12 protein-coding genes are annotated in these 14,302 nt (G+C 58.9%); 5 read left to right on the top strand and 7 right to left on the bottom strand.

What is annotated here, in order from left to right:
- Positions 1–13: 13 nt before the first annotated feature.
- The 5 genes from PQR02_RS28600 to PQR02_RS28580 all read right to left on the bottom strand — a co-directional run bounded on the left by PQR02_RS28600 (position 14) and on the right by PQR02_RS28580 (position 6,588).
- A complete protein-coding gene (locus PQR02_RS28600) occupies positions 14–1,402 on the bottom strand; it encodes a class I SAM-dependent methyltransferase (RefSeq protein ID WP_408239451.1) in 1,389 nt (462 codons plus the stop codon).
- A gap of 659 nt (positions 1,403–2,061) precedes the next feature.
- A complete protein-coding gene (locus PQR02_RS28595; protein ID WP_408239352.1) occupies positions 2,062–3,216 on the bottom strand; it encodes a porin in 1,155 nt (384 codons plus the stop codon).
- 120 nt (positions 3,217–3,336) lie between these two features.
- Positions 3,337–4,320: a LysR family transcriptional regulator gene (locus tag PQR02_RS28590; RefSeq protein ID WP_408239349.1), complete on the bottom strand. Its 984-nt coding sequence runs from the start codon at positions 4,318–4,320 to the stop codon at positions 3,337–3,339.
- Positions 4,321–4,560: 240 nt separating this feature from the next.
- On the bottom strand, positions 4,561–5,583 hold the full coding sequence (locus tag PQR02_RS28585) for a YncE family protein (RefSeq protein WP_408239346.1): 1,023 nt from the start codon (positions 5,581–5,583) through the stop codon (positions 4,561–4,563).
- A 111-nt stretch (positions 5,584–5,694) separates the two neighbouring features.
- Entirely contained in the window at positions 5,695–6,588 is an 894-nt protein-coding gene (locus PQR02_RS28580) for a winged helix-turn-helix domain-containing protein (protein ID WP_408239343.1), read from the bottom strand.
- A gap of 194 nt (positions 6,589–6,782) precedes the next feature.
- Between PQR02_RS28580 and PQR02_RS28575 the strand changes: the two genes are divergently transcribed.
- Together PQR02_RS28575 and PQR02_RS28570 are read left to right on the top strand one after the other, a co-directional pair.
- Positions 6,783–7,601: a formate/nitrite transporter family protein gene (locus tag PQR02_RS28575; protein WP_408239340.1), complete on the top strand. Its 819-nt coding sequence runs from the start codon at positions 6,783–6,785 to the stop codon at positions 7,599–7,601.
- 417 nt (positions 7,602–8,018) lie between these two features.
- Positions 8,019–9,221 carry a LysR substrate-binding domain-containing protein gene (locus PQR02_RS28570; RefSeq protein WP_408239337.1) on the top strand — a complete coding sequence of 401 codons (1,203 nt, stop codon included), beginning with the start codon at positions 8,019–8,021 and terminating at the stop codon, positions 9,219–9,221.
- Here PQR02_RS28570 and PQR02_RS28565 read toward each other — a convergent pair.
- Positions 9,108–10,412 carry an Nramp family divalent metal transporter gene (locus PQR02_RS28565; RefSeq protein ID WP_408239334.1) on the bottom strand — a complete coding sequence of 435 codons (1,305 nt, stop codon included), beginning with the start codon at positions 10,410–10,412 and terminating at the stop codon, positions 9,108–9,110. The genes PQR02_RS28570 and PQR02_RS28565 overlap by 114 nt on opposite strands.
- Positions 10,413–10,577: 165 nt before the next feature.
- Positions 10,578–11,834: a cupin domain-containing protein gene (locus PQR02_RS28560; protein WP_408239448.1), complete on the bottom strand. Its 1,257-nt coding sequence runs from the start codon at positions 11,832–11,834 to the stop codon at positions 10,578–10,580.
- 323 nt (positions 11,835–12,157) lie between these two features.
- Between PQR02_RS28560 and tatA the strand changes: the two genes are divergently transcribed.
- From tatA to PQR02_RS28545, 3 genes are all read left to right on the top strand, one after another.
- Entirely contained in the window at positions 12,158–12,376 is a 219-nt protein-coding gene (gene tatA / locus PQR02_RS28555; RefSeq protein WP_408239331.1) for a Sec-independent protein translocase subunit TatA, read from the top strand.
- 46 nt (positions 12,377–12,422) lie between these two features.
- Positions 12,423–13,019 (top strand): Sec-independent protein translocase protein TatB, encoded by a 597-nt coding sequence (tatB, locus tag PQR02_RS28550; protein ID WP_408239328.1) that lies wholly within the window; start codon positions 12,423–12,425, stop codon positions 13,017–13,019.
- 446 nt (positions 13,020–13,465) lie between these two features.
- Entirely contained in the window at positions 13,466–14,068 is a 603-nt protein-coding gene (locus PQR02_RS28545) for a phasin family protein (protein ID WP_408239325.1), read from the top strand.
- Positions 14,069–14,302: the final 234 nt, after the last annotated feature.

The raw sequence follows: 14,302 nt of genomic DNA, 5'->3' as shown, positions 1-14,302 counted from the left end.
GTCTGCTGACGTTTCAGAGGATCGTGGCTTCCGCGAACACATTCACCCCAGTCTCGTCGACATAGAGCTTCTGTTCGGCGGACTGTGCGGGAAGCAGCGAGCGCATGCTGCTCTCATTCCGATAGATCAGATACCACTCGAGCAGATGCTCCATGCCGAACTTCTCGGGGTTCGCTGAATGGACGTTGGTAACCAGCAATCGGCCACCTGGCCGCGTACGTGCAGCGAAATAATTCAACAGGCGCGCGCAGACCTTGTCCGACAGATAGTCAAACAGGCCTGCACAATACACTGCGTCGAATTCCCGCAAGGCCGGGTCTCGTGAGATTTTGCGTTTAAGCAGGTCGTGCACCGATTGATGCACGATGTCCACCGAAACCTTGTGCCCTCTCTCACTAGCCGAGCGTTCGATTGCGGCCTTAGTGAAAGCCAGTGTTTCCTCGCTGAAGTCGACCAGCTGGAACGACAGCTGAGAGGGCTGCGCATATTCGCGTACGAAGCGTTGGATCTCGAAAGCCGGTCCGCAACCGACGTTGAGTATTCGGAACGGCCTGCCGGCAATGCGCGCCGCTTCGGCCTGACGCGTCAAAAAGTCGATTAGTAGCGTGATCCGGTTCCGATGCGCGGTCGCCACGGCGGCTTTGAGGAACGCCGTATTGACGATCTGGAAGTAGGTGGTCGGTCCCTGCTGCGGATCGCTCAAGATCTGGTTGACCATCTCGTAGTCGCCAGCATAGCCCAGTGGCTTTGTGAACGTCCGATACACAAAAGGGGCACGCAGTAGCAACGGATGCAGTGCCGCTTGCGCATAGGTACGATGCACGGGCGCAATCTCGGCATCGATACGTTCGGCCTCCCCCTCGAGCCTGACGAGGTAAGACTTGACCTTGAGCATAATGGGGGTAGCGAGCTCGTAGAACAGATCCTCGCGCAGCCTGCCATCGGTCTTCGGCAGGCTCTCGGTCAGATCGACCTGCTCAACCCAGCGCGACACTTCCGACAGGAACGCGCGCATCTCGTTTACGACAATCTGATAGTCGCGCCGGATATTAAAGCGCGCGTCCCAATCGCTGATAAAGAGTTCTGCTTCTCGCCCGACCGACTTGGGTTCGTTGGGCAGAACGCTAAGCTCGCGCCACTCGTCGATCAGCGCCAGTGAAACCACCGCGGTGAGACCGGTATTCACCAGGCTGACGACTACCGCCTTGCCAAGATAGGCGTTCTTGCTGCCCATACGCACGCTTAGCTCGCTCAACACTTCGCTGACCTGCACGATGGAGTAGGGGTTATAGACCTCCATCACCAAAGACTTTCTCTGGAGGTTAATGATTGTCCCACGCACCTGCTCGCGCTGCGAGTTGCGGAAGCTGACCACCGGGTCGATTTGCGTTTGAGAGTACACGGTATAGGAACCTGAGGAATCTGGAAAACGCAGTTGGGTGTTGGATGAAGTCCAGTGACTGGCTGCCGCATGTACGACATCGGATACGAGCCGTGCACGTGGTTCAAACCAGTGTTTCACTGAACACACCAAAACCCTTTGCCAGAATGACTTCGGCGAGTCGCAGTGTAACATCAACAACGATCAATTCTGAACCACGCCAAATTAGCGAGGAAGCACGTAAGTACGCTTGTCCCAGGAGGTTCTAGACGCGGTGGAAACTGGGTTTTGTGACTAATCATTTTTCTCGGCGACTGCCGCTGTCGACGGAAAGATGATTGCGATAACTGGAAACAGGCTGGTCCGCAGTTGCGACGCTCGGTTGGGGTGGATCGCGGGCGCGGGCGAGAGCTGCGATGCTGCAATCAAGTCGGGAGAAGGTCTCCTGAAGTCGGCTCAACGCATCAATTCACATATAATCAATAACTTAGAATGAGTTGCCAGTGAATTGATTTTTTGGTTGATTTCCATTAAGTTGGAGAAGTCGATCCTCACGAGATCCATTTTCTATCCAGCATAGGCCGCCTCTGTTCAGAATCGGCGTCGAACGGCTCCAGCGACGCAATGCGTAGCACCGGGTTATCGGGCACACGCTGCCCGATAACCGCAAAGCGCGAGACTTAGAACGTGTGCCGGATGCCGACGCGCGTGAGGAACTGATTGGCGGTCGACGACGGAGCATCCGCGCCCGTAATAAACGCGGTATCCAACGGCGCCGACACGGTGCCGCCACCCGATGCATGCTGGTACATGCCCTGCACATAAACGTCGGTGCGATTTGACAGGTTGTAGTCCGCCATCAAGCCGACCTGCTGGTATTTCGGCTTTGAATTGCCCGCACTGCTATTGAAATGCGCGATCGTGTAGTTGTACATAGCACCGACATATGCGGCCTTCATCAATTGATACTTGGCGTTGAGTTCGAAGTTGTCGAATTTAAGGCTACTCGCGGTGTTCGCGAAGTTGCCAACGTATACCGAACCAGTCGCGTCATTCAGGCTGGTATGGCTATACACAAAGCCCAGCAATGCCGGTCCGATCGTGTAGTTGATGCCCGCGCCCCAGACTTGCTGACGGCTGGCGAAAAAGGTGGTGTCGTCGCTTGCGACTGAACCGCCCGTGGTGCCGCCCGGGTTGTTGATCTGCATATAAGCCGCGGCCACCGTCACCGCGCTACCCACGTATTGCGCGCCGAGGCTGTAAGACCGATTGTTCGCGAAGCCACCTGCCTGGTTGCTGAAGCCATACAGACCGCCGAACGTAAAGCCTCCGTAAGTATTGCTCGTGTACTTCACGCTGTTGTTCAAGCGAAACGAATTGTCAGTGTTGTCGTTATCGTAGGGATGCGACATCAGATAGCCGGCCCAGTTGCCGTTCGCCGTGAGCGGTGCGAGGAAGTCGACGACGGAGTCGTATTGGCGGCCCATCGTCAGCGTGCCGAATTGCGTCGAGCTCAAGCCGGCGTAGGCCTGACGTCCGAACATCCGCCCACCTTGCCCCAGCTTGCCCGAGTTGACGTCGAATCCATTTTCCAACTGGAAGATGGCCTTGGTGCCGCCGCCCAGATCCTCCGAACCCTTCAGGCCCCAGCGGCTGCCTTGCGTAAAACCGCTTTCCATCTGTATGTTCGAATGGCCGCCTGTATTGCTGGTGTAATTCAGGCCTTCGTCGATCAGGCCGTACAGCGTGACGCTGCTTTGCGCCATCGCGCTGATAGGTGCAAGCGAACAGCCAAGCACCGCGTTAGCGGCTGCGGCAATCAGGAGTTTTTTCATCAATGCGGATCCTTTTGAGTGAGAACACCGCGCCGCTGCGTCGCTCGCGCTAATCGCGCTAATCGCGCTAATCGCGCAGCGTAGAGGCGCAGCCGACATCAGGTGTTCGCACTTTAGGACCTACAAAATCTCGCCCCACAGCAATTCAGTATTGCGCGACCGGTGTTGTGCCGTGCCGACGCGCTCCTCCCATTTTGCCTTGTTTTCCGGCGCTTTCTGACGATAACGCTCCACAACGAAATCGACGAAGCTGCGCAACGCAACCGCCATGTATGGTTGCCCGGAATACAGCAGCCACACAGTACGTTCGTCGCCGCTTAGTGTCGCGTCGTCCAGTAATGCATGCAGGCTGCCGTTGGCCAGTTCAGCCCGCACGAACGAACGGGATAAGCGCGCGATGCCCAGTCCCGCCAGCACCGACCGCTTGACGACATGAGGACTCTGTATGTTCATGATCGGCTGCACGACGACGCGTTGTGTGCCGTGGGTGTCGCGAAACTCCCAGTAACGACTTGGCGCATCCGATGCCACGAGCACGTCGTGGGAGGTCAGTTCACCGGGCGTGCGCGGCGCAGGGCACCGCGCCAAATAGTCAGGACTGGCAACAATCACGTCGCGTGTTTGCGCGAGCGGCCGGCATACCAGCGATGAATCGCGCAGGCGCCGTTCCGTACTGAAACAGACATCGAACTCGCTGACGGCGACGTCGCTCATATTGTCGAACACGGTCAGCTCGAAACTCATGCGGGATTCCTGGGCGCGATATGCGGCCAGCACCTCCGGCAGATCCGTGGTCGCGTACAGCGACGACGCCGCGATCCGCAACGAACCGGCAGGCTGTCCCACTGTTGAGGCGATATATTCGTCCATGTCATTGAGCTGCCTGAGCAACTCGATGCAGCGATTCCAATATAGTTGGCCCGTCCCTGTCAACGATACGCGTCTCGTAGTCCGGTTGACCAGCCGAACGCCCAAGTGTTCCTCGAGCGTCGCGACACTGCGCGTGACCACCGAATTGGAAATGCCCAGCTGCTTGGCGGCTTCGGCAAAATTCAGGCATTCCGCGACTTTGGCGAAGATGCGTATCGACGCCAACTGGTTCATCGTGTGCTCCGGCGCGCACCGACTGACAAGCTTCCGGCGCAATGCGGCGGCGTGGGGGGACGAGAAAACATAGGTGGGCACTCCATCTGCTGACGTCGAGCTCCACGCGGGGGACGGACCCGCATCGCTACACGCGCGCCTGACCGCGGGAGGCTAGTTCTCAGCATAGCGGCTACATCGTTACCCAATGCCGTCCGGCAGATTACAGCATTGTCATTTTGCTCCAGGCGTATCTCAGCTTCAGTGCACACTGAACACCTGCAGCCCCGCCATCGCCGCGTCGGGGCCTTTCGAATGAACGACGTACAGCCGTTTGAGCGACGGAATGTAGACCGAGGTCTTGCCGCCGAACGTATCGAGATGCTGCTTGACCGCGTATTGATCCGGCCCGACAGGGTCGACGACATCCAGACCGGTCGAGCCTGTGATGTACAGGTGACGATGGGCCGCGTCGACCGTCATGTCGTCCGACGTGTTGACGATGTCGAGCGACTGGATGATCGAGCCGTCGCGCGCATTCATCACGAACAGCTTGCCGGGGTCGCGCGAACCGATAAACAGGCGCTCGCTCTTCGGGTCGAAGGCCATGGCCGAATTTCGGCTCGGGCCGGGAACGTGCCAGGTGGCCGTCAATCTGCGCGTGCGCAAATCGATCACGCCGACTTCGTTTTTGTCACGCATGTTCACGAACAGGCGGTGCGTTGCCGGATCGATGACCATGGCTTTCAGTTGCGCGGCGGGCACGTCGATCTGGCCCATCACGGAATCGCTTTTAAGCGAGATCAGACTGATATAGGCATGATCCTGATGCGACTGCGCACCGCCATTGCCGATATAAAAGATGCCGCTCTTACGATCCGCAATACCGGAGTCGGGTTGCGGGGCGAGTGCGATGGTTTTCCTAACCTTGAAGCGCGTCGTGTCGACAACCTTGACGTCCGCGTCGCCTGCGTCGGCTATAAGCAGTTCCTTGCCTCCATTTGCCAGGAGAATCTTGTGTGGCGCTTTCGCAACCGTCCTGATGCTCGATATGTGCGCGCCATCGGGCAGACCGAACACTTCAATGGAGCCATACGTCTCGGCTGACACGTAAAGCCGCGAGTGGGACAGATCGACTGCGAAATGATCGAAGTCGCCGCCGGTCACGTTGGGCAGCGCAGTAGTGAAGACCGGCGTGAGTGGAGCAGTAACAGGTTGTGCCGCGAATGCGGTCGATGCCATGCAAAGGCTCGTGGCGACGAGCAGGCGAAAGCGAATTTTCATGAGTTTGCTCGCAATAATACGGACGGTTGAAACATTGAGTGGTGACCGCGGTTGCGTATCTCGAGTAGCCGCGCGATCACATTCAATTGCAGATTGGACGTCATGTCTCCCCTACTCGTGTCTGATAACATATCCAACCCTCCGCACCGTTTCGATAATATCCGCGCCGAGCTTCTTGCGCAGGTTCGAAATATGAACCTGAATCGTATTGCTCTCTACTTCCTCTTTCCATCCATAGATGCAATCTTCGAGCGTCGACAACGACTGCGGTATGCCGCGATAGGCAAGCAGCTGAAGCAGGATTGCCCACTCGCGTCCTGATATCGAGACCGGTGCGCCCGCGCATAGCACGGCTCGCGACGCCGTGTCGATAAGCAGTTCGCGGTGCCGGATCTGATCCGTGCTGCGCCCCTGCGAGCGACGTACTAACGCGCGACATCGGGCGACCAGTTCGCGCGAGTCGAAGGGCTTGTTCAGATGATCGTCGGCGCCGGCCTCGAGGGCGCGCACACCATCGGCGGGGCCGTCGGCTTCTTTGAAGGTGAAGACCGGCACCACACGATTGATGCGACGAAGCCGGACAAGAAGGTCGAGACTCGACCCGCGCGTCAACATCAAGTTCAGGACAACCAGCGCATATCGCGCGGTGGTGAGTGCGAGTTGCGCCTCGCGATCGTTCTTGACGCGGTCGACGGCATAGCCTTGCGCACGCAGAATCGACGACAGTCGCCTTGCATCCCGCTCAACCGATTCGGCAAGAAGAATACGCATGATCAGCTGGCAAAAACGATTGAATTGGACGAGCGCAATGAAGGTTGGGTAGAGACGAGCGAAATGGGTCCGGCGGTTCCGCGAGTGGATTCGACAATTCGAATGTCGGTAACAGATTGTGCACAACCCCACTTTATCCAGCGCTGACCGAGGAATTACATTTTCGTCATATACGACGCCCGAAGGCACAGGGCAAAAGGAAACGACCATCGGGCCGACCAGCGCCTGCGTCAAGATGACGCGCTTGTAATCTCAGCGTCACCTGGCCGTCAGCGTGAACGGCCGAGAATGGTGTACCGGACGAGCGTGAAGCTTTCCGGACATTGATCAGGTCTTGCCTGAGGCATTGAATTGACTTGTGATCGGATCAAAGGGAGGTAGTCCGGATACCTCCCCGATCCGGACGTGGCCTAATTTGTGGAGCAGTGATGTACGCAGATAGTATCGACAAATTCGCGAAGATCGGCGCGCATAAAGCGTCGGCTATCGTGCGCTCACCGCTTGCCTTTCTGATTGGCGCGGCGATGGCCGGCGCGTACATTGGCTTTGGCGACATCCTTATGTTTTCGGTCGGTTCGCATGTCGATCCGGCCTACGTGCACCTGATCATGGGCGCGGTATTCGCCTGCGCGTTGACGATCGTTGTGTTCGCTGGTTCCGATTTGTTTACCGGTACGGCGATGTATATGCCGTTTGCGGTACTCTGCGGAGAAACCGGGATCGGCGGCATGGTTCTAGTGTGGGTGATGTGCTGGATCGGCAATCTGATCGGCGCAGTGTTGCTCGCGGCGATTCTGCACGCGGCGGGCGGTGGCGTGCTGCTGACAGACGGTTCGGAGGTATTCTTCAAGGCGGTGGAAGCGAAGATGGCCGCCCCGGCCCTCCAGCTGTTCGCGAAGGGCCTCCTGTGCAACTGGCTCGTGTGCCTGGCGATCTGGATGGCAGCCCGGACCAATAGTGACGGGGCGAAGCTCGGGTTGATCTTCTGGCCCGTGTTCGCGTTCGTTGCAAGCGGCTTCGAGCACAGCGTCGCGAACATGTTCGTATTCGCGCTCGCGCTAATCGGCGAGCACCCGGCCAGCATCACATTCGCCGGCGCCGTACACAACGAGATCTTCGTCACTCTGGGCAACCTCGCGGGCGGTGGGATCTTCCTGGGTCTTGGCTATTGGCTCCAGGAAGGCGGCATTGGCCATCCATCGAATGCACGTCTTCCGGCTGCGGCCAACCGCGCCCGCACGAACTAATCGCGCCTGAGCTTTCGACGCGCCTGACTGCCCAGGCGCGTTACGTCTCACCTCCCTGTCGTCGCCAGAGATCTGCAGCGCGTCGCCGCCGCCGTCCAGACGAGCTGGGTTCCCATCCCGAGCGTAGTCGTTTAGTCGCCAACCGAGCGCCTTGCGCACTTGCGCCAAATTCTGATTGCTGCGAGTACCTGCGAGCCTGCTGACAAGAATCAATCGAAGCCTGAGCCGCATCTCTTTGTCAGTCGCCTTTACGTTCCAAAGGTCCTTCGCCGAATTGGCGCTGCTCCAACGTACTTCTATCCAGGCGAATCGGCCTGACGTTCACGCCACTTCTGAGAAACAGGAATTCAATAGGATTGTGGCGCCAACATCAATTCACTGTTGCGACATTGTGTCGCGCTCTGCGGATAAACTGCTGTGGAGCCCCAGATTTTTCTCGAGGGCGCTTTTACGTTCCTGAAAGAAGACGCACGGTGTCACATGAGAAATATAACTATTCGACAACTCAAGACTTTCGAAAGTGTGGCGCGCAACCTGAGTTTTTCCCGCGCAGCCGAGGACCTTCACCTGACCCAGCCGGCCGTATCGATGCAGATCAAGCAGATGGAGGATCAGGCCGGCTTGCCGCTGTTCCGCCACACCGGTAAGCGAATCTCGCTGACCGAAGCAGGCAAGCTGATTCTGCGTCACTGCCGGGTGATTCTTGCAGATCTGAAGACCGCCGAGCAATCACTGGCGGACCTCATGACAGGTGGCGTTCAGCGTCTTCGAGTCGGATTGATTACCTCGGGCAGCTACTTCTTTCCGCATCTGATCAACTCGTTCATGCAGCGCAACACCGGGGTCGATCTCGACATGACGGTGCGCAGTCGCGATCAACTCATCGCTTTGCTGCGAAGCGACGAGATCGACCTCGCCGTGATGGTGCACGCGCCGGATGGGCCTCCAATCGTAGCCGAGCCGTTTGCACCTAATCCCTTCGTACTGGTGGCGGCGCCGACGCATCCGCTTGCATATGATTCCGACATCCCATATGCGCGTATCGCGCTCGAATGCCTGCTCGTGCGCGAGGGCGGTACTGACACCCGCAACGCCGCCAACGACGCATTCTGCAATCGCGAATCGACACCGCGTTTTATGGAAATCGGCTGCGAAGAAGCGATCAAGCAGTCGGTCATGGCCGGCATGGGCATCAGCTTTCTATCAACACAAGCGGTTCAGTCCGAAGTGCGCGCCGGCTTGCTCAAGGTGCTCGACGTGCAGGGCTTTCCGCTTAAACGCCACTGGTGTGTGGCCCATCGCGCGGACCGCCCCCTGCCGCCGGCGGCTCGCGACTTCCGGCAGTTTCTTCTTACCGAGGGCGGCACACGACTTGAAGATTTCACGAGAATCGAGAGTGTGCATACGGGCATGGATCTTCAGCGGCCTCATCACGCTGCTCTGGAAACAAGGACGACTGCCGTCGTTAGCGCCAGTCACGAAGTCGCGCTTCGCACTCGCGCGCTGTTACGAGACGACCGACTGCCAGATGAGCATCACGTTCAGTGCCACAATCACGCCAGTGGCGATGACGGCCGTGCCGATCAGCTTCCGGCACGCAGTGAATCGACCCATCACTGAATGCCGAGACGACAGCACCACGAGCGCGATGAGCGGGACTGGCAGGATGATGCTGAGCACGATCTGGCTATCCACCATTGCGCTCATTGGATTGCACGTCATGCAGACGATGACGGCCGGCACCATCGTGATCAGGCGTCGTACCAGCACCGGCGTCTTGAATCCGACAAAGCCCTGCATGATGTTTTGACCGGCCATCGTTCCCACCACCGAGCTGGAGATACCCGAAGCCAGCAGTGAAACGAGGAACAGTGCTGCCGCTCCGGCGCCCAGAACAGGCGTGAGCGTGTGATACGCGACCGTGAAGTCGGAAATGCCCGGCGCCTTCTTGCTGAACACGGAAGCGGACATGGCCACCATCGCCAGGTTCACGAAGCCGGCAAAGCCCAGTGCGATCACCACTTCACGGTTCGAAAACCGCACCAGCCTCAGGCGCTGGTCGTTGTTGCGCGCCGGTACGCGGTTCTGCGTCAGACCCGAGTGCAGATAAATCGTGTGCGGCATGATGGTCGCACCGATGATGCCCACCGCGAGCATCAGCGCGTCGTTGCCATGCAGATGCGGCACGAAAGTGTGAAAGATAGCGGCGTGCCAGTTCGGTGGTGCGATCACGAGTTCGCATAGATAGCTCAGACCGATGACGGTGATGAGCACGGCAATTACGATTTCGAGCGGACGGAAACCCTTTTTATCGAGCGACAGAATGCCGATCGTGATGACGCCGGTCACCAGCAGTCCCCACCCGATCGCCACATGAAACAGCAACGAGATGCCCATCGCCGCGCCCATGAACTCTGCCAGATCGGTCGCCATCGCGGCAATCTCCGAGCCGATCCACATGACGATCACGAGCGGACGCGGAAACTCGTCGCGGCATAGTTCCGCGAGACTGCGGCCGGTCACGATCCCGAGCTTGGCTGACATCGCCTGAAACAGCATCGCGACGAGGCTCGACAGCAGCACCACCCAAAGCAGTTCATAACCGTAGGTCGAACCCGCCTGGATGTTGGTCGCGAAGTTGCCCGGGTCCATGTAGCCGACCGAGGCGATCACCCCGGGGCCGGCGAACGGCAGCAGCGCACGGATGCCACGGCGTTTGTTGTCGAGGACATCACGCATCGCCGTGACGGTGTCGGTCGTTGATTCCCCGGACAAAGCGTAGCTAGCAGTGCGTTTGATTGCCATCAACATGGTGTGCGCCTCTTCAAAGTACTACGTTGTGCCGATATGGCACGACTGCTTCTGTCCCGTGGTCACAGCGGGACAGCATTGAATGCGGATTGGGCGCCGTGAGTCCGCTTCAGGTCGAACCTGCGTCCACGCGGCGCCACTGCTACTGCAGGACTGCGTGGGGCTTTACACGAGCACGTCGCGACGGTTCTTCAGCTTGTGAATAACGTCGAGCGTGGCGTCATCGACGCGCAGGTGCTCACGCACCAGCTGGCGCGGCGTGTTCGCCAGCCACTGCGCCAGAGTCACTTCGGAGAAGTGATCCGACTTGAAGATCTCCAGGAAAACGAGGTCGGTCTTCCCGGTATTCTTGATGTAATGCCCCAAGTTCTTCTCGACGTAGCCCACGTCGCCCGGATTGAAGTCGACCGTCTGAGCGGCCGGGCCCGCGTTGAACACCGTCATGCGGCCGGTACCCTGGATGAAGTACTGCCATTCATCCGCATCCGGGTGCCAGTGCATCTCGCGCAAACCACCCGGACGGAGCGTCACCATTGCGGCCGCCACGGTCTTCGAAACCGGGAAGTTGCTGCTGTCGACGATGCGCACTTCACCGCCCGGCTGAGCCAACGTCGGCGCCATGGAGCCCATGCGGAAGATAAACGGATGGTCCGGGCGGCCGTTCGGCGCCGCGGCGTAGGCCTGGTCGGCCGCAAGCGGGCCTGCCTTGGCCCCCTGGTAGATCCACAACTGTTCGAGCGGGATTTCCTTGAATTTCTCGGCCGGCACGCCGAAGTTCTGGGCCAGGATGTCCGGTGGCGTGTGCGCCATCCAGTCCGACACCATCAGCGTGTTGAATTCGCCCGCTGCGCCGTTGTCGAAGGCCAGCACGAATTCGCCGCCATTGTTGCCCAAGCCTTGCAGCGAATGCGGCAGGCCCGGCGGGAAGTACCAGATGTCGCCGGCTTGCACATCGGCGACTTCGGCGCGGCCCTTGGTGTCGATCGTCGTGATACGAACCTCGCCGGTGACCATGATGGCCCACTCTGCCTGCTGGTGCCAGTGCAGTTCGCGCACACCGCCCGGTCCGAGGCGCATGTTCACGCCCGCGATGTCCTTCGACACCGGGAACGCCTTCGTCGTCACTTCGCGTGCCCAGCCACCCGCCTGTATGCGTTTGTGCGCCTCATTGAAGGATGCCCATGGAATCGGCATTCCGCCGACGTCCGTCGGCGGCGGGTTGTTGAACGATGGCAAAACGTCGCGCAGTTGCGGATTCTGCGGGCCCGGCTCGGAAATCGCAGCGGACGTCGAGTTGATACTTCCTTGCAAAGGACGGTCTGGATTGCCAAACTCAGCGGCCCTGGCAGCGGCCGTTGCACCAAGTGCCACAGCTCCGGCGGCCGCCCCGGCTAGTACACTGCGACGTTTCAGGTCAGTCATGGTTGCTCTCTCATAAGTATTCCTCTTGAACGATCGCCCGGTAGTCAGGATGAACTCCTGTACGACGCAGGTGTGGTCAGGAACAGGCGTGGCTTGTGCTGCAGTGAGCCCTCGCTCAACCTGCAAGGCTCACTGCAGAATCGTGACATCGCCATCCGCTCCGTGCGGCAAATATTAGAAATGTGCGGGGCAAATGAACAATCAAGATTTCTTTGAAGAAGCTATAAGAACGTTTGATACACGCTGCGTGCAATTGCCACTACGATCAGCACGACCTGGAGCAAGTTGCTGTCAGGTTTCATAACATATGAAAGGAGTTGATTATGGGTAGCCTTAGCATTACCCACTGGCTGATCGTTCTGGTAATCGTTGCGCTGGTTTTTGGCACGAAGAAGATCCGCAATCTCGGCGTGGACCTCGGCGGGGCGATCAAGGGTTTCAAGGAGGGCATGCAGGAAATCGAACCGGTTACGGCGGACGCCACCGCGAAAGCGGCGCCGGCGGCCGCGCACATCGAGGTGCAGGCCGTTTCGCAGCAATGACCCGTGCAGGTGATTGAAATTGCAACAAACTGGAGGGACGATTGCCATGTTTGACATCGACATATCCAAAATGGCCGTCATCGGCACGGTTGCACTGGTCGTGCTCGGTCCAGAACGACTTCCCCGGGTCGCGCGCACCGCCGGTACGTTGTTAGGGCGCGCGCAGCGTTACCTGAATATCGTACGGGTGGAAGTAGACCAGCAGATCCGGATCGACGAACTGCGCAAGATGAAAGAAGGTGTCGAACTGGCGGTGACCAATGCGCAGAGCGCGGTCGACCGCACCGTGCGTCAGCATGCTGGTGAACTGCAAGCTGGCGTCGATGCAGCGGCGGCAAGCTTGAAAGAAGTGTTGCCAACCGCCGACCTGCCCTCCGTCCACGACCGTACCGGCGATCTGCAGGCGGATCTATTCAAGGTTCGACCCGCGCAGTTGCCGATGTCGGTGCAGTCCGATGCCTCGGTTCACCCGCTTCGCCCAGACGCTGTTTCGTCCATTGCGCCGGCAGTTGCCGGCCAGCCAACGCGGGCAAGGTGGCGCGGCTCGGTATCGGGCGGGCGAGGCGCCGCTGTCAAGCGCACCCGGGTTGTCTCGATGGCCGCCAGCAAGGCGCTGGGACGCAATTGTGGGCGCCTCGCGTGAAGCGCTTTGGCCAGGTGTGCAGCGAGGTCGGTACCTACGTTTAGCAGACCGCGCGCCGGGAAGTGTGTCGTGGGCTTCGAGCGCATCCCCTGCATCCGCGCACTCCTTGATCTGAGGCCCACTGCACTAGCCACGATCGATGACTGCCCGCAGTCGGGTCTTGCCCGACGCATCCCGCGCAACCTTCGCGATAGGGACTGAGCTGTGCCCCGTCACTACGTGATGTTCGCCTACGATCAGCAGTCTCCAGCGCGTTCAGGCAGCTATGAAGAATCCATAAGCGCCCGCGACGCACGCTGCGCGCTCGCCAGACCTGTCTGCCGGGGGAAGGGCCCCTCGTCAATAGCACCCACACCTCTCTCCGGCGGAATTCTTCAGACAAAGGCAAAACATCCCACGTCGACGTCGCCGCGAAACTGATTGACTTCCATGTGTTCCCCCGTACAATGAACTTTGTTGCAGCGCAACAATCAACCTTCAGCCTTCGCGGCGCGCGGTTTTGTTTGTACTCAGAGCCCCTCGCACTCTTGCCGCCTTACCCTTACGGAGCAGTGATGAGCACTCTTACCCCCCAACAACTGGTTGCCGCCCAACAGGCCGGCCTGGAAACGTTTTTTGGTTTGACGAACAAGGCGTTCGAAGGATTCGAAAAGCTGGTCGCGTTGAATTTGCAAGTTGGCAAGGCGACGCTCGCCGAAAGCCAGGAAATTCTGACCAAGGCCGTTTCGGCCGGCAACCCCGGTGAACTGTTCGCACTGCAGGCAAGCCTTGCCCAGCCAACGGCGGAAAAAGTCGCCGCTTACGGCCGTCAGGTTCACGAAATACTGTCCGGCGTTCAGAGCGAAATGTCCGCCGCTGCGACAGCGCAGACCCAGCAATTCCAACGAGATGCGCAAGGCTTCGTCGAAGGCCTCCAGAAAAACGCACCGGCCGGAAGCGAATCGGCAATTGCCGCGTGGACCTCGGTTTTCTCAGCAGCGAATGCCAGCTATGAATCGGCGAACAAGGCTGCAAAGCAGTTCGTGACGGCGGTGTCCACCGTTCAGTAAGCGTCGTCGTCTCCGTTAGACCTTCTGCGTCTACAAATCAAATGCGAACTTCGGTTCGCATTTGTTCTTTCTGCACAGGACGTACTGAGAAGCCACGCATGCCGTGCAGGATTGTGTTTGGACGAAACGTTGCGGCCAAACAAGGGCGTTTCTAGCCAAGATGAAATGAACGGACCTATTTCAATGGACGACCGATTTGATAGACGGGAACTGTTGCTTCACCTGGGCGATATG

Source organism: Paraburkholderia sediminicola, assembly GCF_046026895.1.
Classification (GTDB): Bacteria; Pseudomonadota; Gammaproteobacteria; order Burkholderiales; family Burkholderiaceae; genus Paraburkholderia; species Paraburkholderia sediminicola_C.
Note: the sequence above shows the minus strand (reverse complement) of the source record. Positions and strands in the feature narration are given on the sequence as shown.

Bases quoted from the DNA above. Each gene is read 5' to 3' on its own strand.
- PQR02_RS28565 (WP_408239334.1), bottom strand. From the start codon at position 10,412: ATGTTGATGGCAATCAAACGCACTGCTAGCTACGCTTTGTCCGGGGAA.
- PQR02_RS28585 (WP_408239346.1), bottom strand. From the start codon at position 5,583: ATGAAAATTCGCTTTCGCCTGCTCGTCGCCACGAGCCTTTGCATGGCA.
- PQR02_RS28560 (WP_408239448.1), bottom strand. From the start codon at position 11,834: ATGACTGACCTGAAACGTCGCAGTGTACTAGCCGGGGCGGCCGCCGGA.
- PQR02_RS28575 (WP_408239340.1), top strand. From the start codon at position 6,783: ATGTACGCAGATAGTATCGACAAATTCGCGAAGATCGGCGCGCATAAA.
- tatB (WP_408239328.1), top strand. From the start codon at position 12,423: ATGTTTGACATCGACATATCCAAAATGGCCGTCATCGGCACGGTTGCA.
- PQR02_RS28590 (WP_408239349.1), bottom strand. From the start codon at position 4,320: ATGAACCAGTTGGCGTCGATACGCATCTTCGCCAAAGTCGCGGAATGC.
- tatA (WP_408239331.1), top strand. From the start codon at position 12,158: ATGGGTAGCCTTAGCATTACCCACTGGCTGATCGTTCTGGTAATCGTT.
- PQR02_RS28545 (WP_408239325.1), top strand. From the start codon at position 13,466: ATGAACTTTGTTGCAGCGCAACAATCAACCTTCAGCCTTCGCGGCGCG.
- PQR02_RS28595 (WP_408239352.1), bottom strand. From the start codon at position 3,216: ATGAAAAAACTCCTGATTGCCGCAGCCGCTAACGCGGTGCTTGGCTGT.